General features: G+C 58.5%; 4 protein-coding genes. 1 reads left to right on the forward strand and 3 read right to left on the reverse strand.

The annotated features are described in order from the left end of the window. Positions 1-1,007: helix-turn-helix domain-containing protein (locus RMO18_RS18025; protein ID WP_309667785.1), on the forward strand; the 1,007-nt coding region annotated here is incomplete at its 5' end. A gap of 273 nt (positions 1,008-1,280) precedes the next feature. Here RMO18_RS18025 and RMO18_RS18030 read toward each other — a convergent pair. Genes RMO18_RS18030 through RMO18_RS18040 form a run of 3 tightly spaced genes read right to left on the reverse strand, consistent with a single transcriptional unit; the run spans position 1,281 to position 3,560 of the window. Continuing rightward, a complete protein-coding gene (locus tag RMO18_RS18030) occupies positions 1,281-2,462 on the reverse strand; it encodes a hypothetical protein (protein ID WP_309667787.1) in 1,182 nt (393 codons plus the stop codon). A gap of 38 nt (positions 2,463-2,500) precedes the next feature. Then, positions 2,501-2,911 (reverse strand): nuclear transport factor 2 family protein, encoded by a 411-nt coding sequence (locus tag RMO18_RS18035; protein ID WP_309667789.1) that lies wholly within the window; start codon positions 2,909-2,911, stop codon positions 2,501-2,503. Then, positions 2,904-3,560: a CPBP family intramembrane glutamic endopeptidase gene (locus RMO18_RS18040; RefSeq protein ID WP_309667791.1), complete on the reverse strand. Its 657-nt coding sequence runs from the start codon at positions 3,558-3,560 to the stop codon at positions 2,904-2,906. The genes RMO18_RS18035 and RMO18_RS18040 overlap by 8 nt, the downstream gene beginning before the upstream one ends. Positions 3,561-3,993: the final 433 nt, after the last annotated feature.

Genomic DNA, 3,993 nt, shown 5'->3' on the forward strand with positions numbered 1-3,993 from the left:
GCCTACCTGAACGGATGAACGTGGTGTTCATTGTGTACCCCAACATCGTGCTTCTAGATCTTGTTGGCCCACTACAGGTGTTCACCCATGCACGCAAAGACGAGCGTTCAGGGCCCGCGTACCAGACGCATGTTGTGTCCTTTCACGGTGGTCGCACTGACACCAATACGATCTTGGAAATCGATAGTGATCGGCTGGCGGATTGGCTTGAATTGCATCAAGACACGCTCATCCACACGTTAGTGGTCATTGGCGGTGATGGAGCACTTGCCGCAGCCGACAATCTGCCGCTAGTCGATCAGGTCAGGCAGCTGGCGGATCGATCCGAGCGCGTGTGTTCGGTATGCTCCGGCGCATTTGTTTTGGCGGCCGCTGGCTTGCTTGATGGGCGCCGTGCCGTCACACATTGGGAGGATTGTGATCACCTTGCAGCCCGATTTCCGAAGGTGAGTGTGGAGGTCGATCCAATCTACATCAAAGACGGTACTGTCTGGACCTCGGCAGGCATCACTGCTGGCATCGACATGGCTTTAGCGATAGTTGCGGAGGACTTGGGGACCCCTGCGGCGATTGAATTGGCCCGATCACTGGTTACGCCGATGGTCCGCTCAGGCGGGCAATCGCAGTTCAGTCCCGAGTTGGACAGACAGGCGCGCGACACGGAGGGGCGGTTTAGCCCGCTCCACGATTGGGTGCGCAGTAGTTTGCAGCAGAGATTTTCCGTCTCAGATATGGCGGACCGTTGCGGGATGAGTTCACGAAACTTCTCGCGCCAGTACACAGCAACTATGGGGATCTCCCCAGCAAGGGCCGTGGAGGCCATTCGGGTGGACGCGGCGCGTGATCTGCTAGGGGCTAGTGAGAAGAGCATTAAAGCAATTGCAGCGATCTGCGGCTTTCAAGACGATGAACGCATGAGACGCGCATTCTTGAGGCAGATAAAGACCACCCCTTCCCAATATCGCGCTCAGTTTCAGCCACAGCTACATCAGAGAATAGCTACCTAGGCAGCGGCTGCATCTTGAAGTGCCGTCAACTATAGAAACACAGACGCCCACCTTCACCCGCTATTGGATAGCGGTCGCTTGGGTTGCACAGCAGACCACCAGGTAACGAAAATCCTGCAGAACCTGTCAACGACCGCTTTGCGGAAGCTGCACTGCGGCGACGGTCTCGCCTTGAATGACCGGAGAGGGCCGAAAATGTCGGCACCTAAGGGATATAGGCCGCGATTGGCGCAGTCTGCCCGATGGGAAGGGAAGGCAACAGGTTCTCCCCTGTCACCTCACCACAGGACCGAGTGTCGCAGCAAAAAACTCCGTCGTCAGCTGATTGATCTGGCGGTGTGCTTGGACGGCTCCCACCGGGCCAGATTGCCGAAGCCAGCCGATCATCGGCTGCACAGCGGGAAGATCGGTGAAATCGAGATGATACAGACCTGGCAATTGCACAAGCTGGCCATGCGGGCTGTTGGACAGGGCCTGTTCTATCGTCGCAGCCTGTGCGGCGATCTCGTCTTCGGGCCATCCGCCAGATGCGGCGCGCTCAAGACGTTGGTCTTCTGCTGGGCGACTGATCCACAACGTAGCCTGCCGCAGGCCAATTGCCGCAACTTCGGTCGGGACCGGCGCATCCATCATCAGGCAAGCGTCAATCCGGGCATCCGTCGCGCAGGCCTGTGCTGTCACAATCGCGCCCAGAGACATGCCCATGACGCCGACATGATCGAGATCAAGCCGCCCGTGCAGGATATGCACCGGATCGGTGTTGATCTGTGTCAGTCGGTCAAGGACAAGCCCCACATCTGCGGCAAAATAGGGCACGATGCTTTTGTCGGGTTCAAGTCTGGCTGCAAAGCCGGCGGGCAGTGCAGAAGGTTCGGCCAGATAGGACGGCGCTATCATTGAGCTGGCATCCGCGCGGGTCAGCCCCAAGATGATCTTGTGATCCGGTAACACGACCGCAGCCACCGCACCGGGCTGGTTCAGGGTGACGACGACATAACCCTGTGATGCCAGTTCAGTCGTCTGAAAGCTGCCCATCTGCATGTAACCGGTCACGCCGGGCAAGTAGATGATCACCGGGAACGGCCCGCACGCAGAGGGCGTTGCCGCGTTGGTCCAAGGTGCTGCAAGTGTCCCGATCCGGCCAAGGATAACCCGAAACAGCCAGCCGTGACTTTTGGCAATGGCATCAATCTGCGGCCCCGCATCGGGTACATAGGGAGCATATGTCCCAGCCACACTTGCCGGATACAGGATTTGGAACGGCAAGATGCGCTGAACTGCTCCCGAAAACAGGTCGGGTCTTGACCCGTCGGTTGCCAGAGCGTCAACAGCGCCGACCAATCCGCCGCTCGGCGGCGGCAGCGCGCGCATCGGCAGTCCAATACGGATGATGATTGCGAAAACCACACCGATAACCGCGGTCAAAAGCACGATAGCTGCCAGAATGCGCCTCATTGAAACCTCGAAACTCCAGCCGCCTGCCAATATGGTTTTCAGAAAAGCCCGTTCTCATTCTTGGACCCGCCTGAGATGACCTGAAGCACGTCCCAATGTTCGACAATCTTGCCATCGTCATCAAACCTGAAAATGTCGATGCCGGCATATTCGTCGCTGCCCGGCCATATCTGGTGGCAACGCAGAACGACATGATTGCCCTCCGCGATAGCCCGCTTGAAATGGACTGTCTTGCCGGGGTATTCGCGGGTCATCCGTTCAAAATACTCGATGAATGCCGCCTTGCCATCCGCCACATGGGGATTGTGCTGGATGTAGACCGCACCGACATAGGCCTCGAGGGCGGCGCGAGGCCGGCATTGGTTAAACATCAGGTCGTAGAACGCCAGGGCAATGGCCTTGTTCTCTTCTGGATTTAAGGTCATCGCGGTCTCCTCGAGGTCAACCAAATCTGAACTGCTTCAGTGTGGATGGCCCCCAAAGGGTTACGATTGCCATCATGGCGGCGAGCAGGACGACAGTCATGACCCTTGGATCATACCAAGGGGCGAAATCCGGGAACACGCCCCAGACGGAATTGCTCATGATGTGAAAAAGCACCGCAATCAGGAGGCTTTGGCCAGCGTTCACGAACAGCCAGACGATGATGATGCGCATCAAGACGATCCCCAGACCGTGCCAGATGATCCAGGTCGCACTGCGCTCCATCAGTACAAACGGGATCACATGCCAAAGCGCCCACACCACGCCGATGGTCAGGGCGGTAGTCAAGGCGGAGTGCCGCCCTGCAAGCGCCGGATACGCGTAGCCTTGCCAGCCGATTTCCTCGCCCACGGCACCAAGAAAGAATAGCGCGAAGGCAGGGATGATCGCGCTGGCCGGAAGGAGGTGAAGATCGGGCAATGCAATGCCGGACAGCCAGACGATGCCGCCCGTGACCAGGAAGGCTACAGGCATGAATCCCAGTGCGACAAGAGCCCACCATATATTTGGGATGATGCGAACACGGAACGCGCTCGAAAAGAGTCCTCTCGCGGCTTTGAGGCCATTCTGGCGCGTCACGAGGATCAGGGCCGCATTCATCGGCACGCAGGCCATCACAGCGCTGATCGGCAAAGCGGGCGCGAAGGGCAGCGTGCCCCCTGTTGCCCCCAAGGCGTAGAACGGCAGCGACAGGATCAGGACCAAGCCAAAGAACTGTCCCGCAGCTATGTCGTCGCGCGTCGTCATGCACAAACTTGTGGGCCAGCGCGCCCATCGGTCCGTTGAAACAGGACTTTTCACCCTTCGGCGTGGTGACCCAAGGCTTGCCCGCCAAAAGCAGAAGCATTTTCTTTTTCGTCATTTCGCCCCGAGCGTCATTTTGAACCGGGCTGCGTTGATATGGGCGAGCTTGCAGGGCGTCTGCGGGACCACGCGATGCCAAATCCGCCACCCGTGAGGGCGATCGCTCCGACAACTGCCCATGTGACCCACGGCCCCGGAATTGGCGCGCAATCGGCAAAGCAAAGGATGGGCCGCAGCTGGATGA

Source organism: Tabrizicola sp. (genome assembly GCF_031377265.1).
Lineage (GTDB): Bacteria > Pseudomonadota > Alphaproteobacteria > Rhodobacterales > Rhodobacteraceae > JAUYQR01.

Coding starts and splice junctions, on each gene's coding strand:
- RMO18_RS18030 (WP_309667787.1), bottom strand. CDS start 2,462: ATGAGGCGCATTCTGGCAGCTATCGTGCTTTTGACCGCGGTTATCGGT.
- RMO18_RS18040 (WP_309667791.1), bottom strand. CDS start 3,560: ATGGCCTGCGTGCCGATGAATGCGGCCCTGATCCTCGTGACGCGCCAG.